The 1,810-nt window shown below is 48.8% G+C and carries 3 protein-coding genes; all 3 read left to right on the top strand.

All coding sequences use genetic code 11. The annotated features are described in order from the left end of the window. The first annotated feature begins 121 nt into the window (after nt 1-121). Entirely contained in the window at nt 122-961 is an 840-nt protein-coding gene (locus A3738_RS12900) for an OmpA family protein (RefSeq protein WP_197472229.1), read from the top strand. Continuing rightward, nucleotides 961-1,176 (top strand): hypothetical protein, encoded by a 216-nt coding sequence (locus A3738_RS12895; RefSeq protein WP_068478705.1) that lies wholly within the window; start codon nt 961-963, stop codon nt 1,174-1,176. Before A3738_RS12900 ends, A3738_RS12895 begins: the two co-directional genes overlap by 1 nt. A 52-nt stretch (nt 1,177-1,228) precedes the next feature. Continuing rightward, the coding region (locus A3738_RS12890) for a VIT domain-containing protein (RefSeq protein WP_255376169.1) at nt 1,229-1,810 on the top strand (582 nt) is incomplete at its 3' end.

Raw genomic sequence — 1,810 nt, 5'->3', positions numbered from 1 at the left:
ATCAAAACCGTTCAATAGCACTACGCCCAACGAAGCAAGGAACGAGCACTCAGAGCTACGTCATCTGCAAGGGATGCAAGTTGGGCGACCAAGCAAATACTTAAAAATAATGGAGAACGAAATGAACACACATTCAATAAAAAAAACCGCATTCGCCGCTGTACTTGCAACTGCTATGAGCCAGGCCGCTTTCGCACAATCATCAGCTTCAAGTGATGCACCACTTAATGAGGATTCAAATTCAGGAACCTACTGGGGTGTCGGTATTGGTACAGCACTAGGCGCGATTATTGGCGGCCCTGTTGGCGCGGCAGCCGGTGCAGCATTAGGCGGTAGCTTTGGTTATGGCCATGACCAAGGTGAGGCTTTAGAGGTGAGTGAGAATCAGCTCGATGCGCAGACCATGACACTCGCTAAGCTTGAATCTAAGTATGTGCAATCACAGCGCACCATCAGTAAGTTAAAAGTAAAGAACGCCAACATCACACGTGAAAACGCACTGCAGGCATCAGAGCTTGCCGACCTTCGCGCCCAAGAGATCACGGAGCGAGAGCAAGCGGAGATTCTATCGAATATCGCGAAGCATTATTCGCAAGAGATCTACTATCGCCACAACGAATCCTCGATTCCAGATTACGCGAAGGCGCGCATTGATGAACTCTCGGGCTTCATGCAAGTCCACCCAAGTATTGCCATCAACTTGCATGGGCATACCGATTTACTCGGGCCAGAACAAACGAACAAGGCTTTGTCGCAAGCTCGTGTCGATGCACTGAAAGACTACTTAGTTGAGAGTGGCATTGCAGCGTCCCGTATTCAGACCAACGCGCATGGTGAAGCGTTTGCCACGGTAACGAGTGGCGATGCAGGCAACTATGTCTTGGATCGTCGTGTTGCGATTGAGTTATCGATGCCAAGTGCTGAGCCCCAGCCGGTTGTGATGCACGCAGGCGACCGTTAATGAAATGCTTTATTGCAGTAGATGAAGCAACTTTGCTTCGTCTATGGCTGAAAGATCCTGCATTGATTCAGCCATTCACGCGTCCTTTCTATCCTATTCGTCGTCATCACGAAGCGGCAAATGAAGTAGTAAGCCGTTTAGAGAATGTAACCCTGAGTGCGACGCACGATACGCAAACAGAGAGTCTTGAAAGCACGCCGTCTTCCCAAGCGTAGCTCGCACCTTTAGGCCACTCCATGTGGCCTCTTTTTTACAAGGGAATAAGCCATGACAAACATAACAAAAACATCAATTCAACGCCTTGAAGAGCGCATCTCACTCATCGGCGTAGTGCTCTGTATTGTCGTATTTTGGTCGATGAGTGAAGCGGTATTAGCCGAGAGCAACGAGCCAAAAGGTCAGCTTCAATTTTATTCAGAAGACATGCGTACCGCTTTGGTTGCGCCTCTGGCTTTAGAAACCAATATCACAGGCAACATAAGTGGTCCTATCTTTCGCGCTAATGTTGCGCAGCGTTTTAAAAACCCTTCAGACCAATGGTTGGAGGGGGTGTATACCTTCCCGTTACCGACTAACGCGGCGGTCGATCAGCTGAAAATGTATATCGGCGAACGCGTGATTGAGGGGCAAATCAAAGAAAAACAACAAGCCAAAAAGACCTACGACAAAGCTAAAAAAGCGGGTAAGCGCACAGCATTGCTGGAAGCGCCCAAGGGGAACTTGTTTACAACACGCGTGGCGAATATCGCACCACAATCAGAGATCGTTATTGAGTTTAGTTTCCAGCAAACCTTGGATTTCAAAGATCATGGCTATGCGCTCCGTTTGCCGATTGTGGCGACACCCCAA

It is taken from the genome of Oleiphilus sp. HI0066, assembly GCF_001635725.1.
Note: the sequence above shows the minus strand (reverse complement) of the source record. Positions and strands in the feature narration are given on the sequence as shown.

Bases quoted from the DNA above. Each gene is read 5' to 3' on its own strand.
- A3738_RS12900 (WP_197472229.1), top strand. From the start codon at position 122: ATGAACACACATTCAATAAAAAAAACCGCATTCGCCGCTGTACTTGCA.
- A3738_RS12895 (WP_068478705.1), top strand. From the start codon at position 961: ATGAAATGCTTTATTGCAGTAGATGAAGCAACTTTGCTTCGTCTATGG.